We start from the raw sequence: 329 nt of genomic DNA, 5'->3' as shown, positions 1-329 counted from the left end.
CGAGCGCCAGGGGCACCAGCGTCTCCGGCGTTGCGGAAACGAGGTCCAGCACGTCCACCGTGGTGTCCGCGGCCAGGTTGAGTTGTACGGGGTCACCCCTCAGCGCGTCGGGCTTCCCGAGCACGCGACGCAGTTCGGAGAGATTCCAGCGCAGGGCCGCCAGGGGATCCTCGGCCTCGGGGAACAGGAGTTCGGCCAGGTGACGGCGGGTCGGGGGCCTCGGGCACAGGAGCAGGTACGCAAGCAAGGCCCAGGCCTTGCCGCCGCGCGGGCCCGCAAGCCGACGCCCGTCGCGCTCGATGTACGGTTTGCCCAGCACATGGATGGCG

The 329-nt window shown here is 71.1% G+C and carries 1 protein-coding gene; it reads right to left on the bottom strand.

The genetic code is table 11. From position 1 onward, the window contains the following. Positions 1-329 (bottom strand): AfsR/SARP family transcriptional regulator (locus B1C78_RS17595; protein ID WP_217698008.1); only part of this gene is annotated, 329 nt, incomplete at both ends.

The organism is Thioalkalivibrio denitrificans (assembly GCF_002000365.1).
GTDB classification, from domain to species: Bacteria; Pseudomonadota; Gammaproteobacteria; order Ectothiorhodospirales; family Ectothiorhodospiraceae; genus Thioalkalivibrio_A; species Thioalkalivibrio_A denitrificans.
Note: the sequence above shows the minus strand (reverse complement) of the source record. Positions and strands in the feature narration are given on the sequence as shown.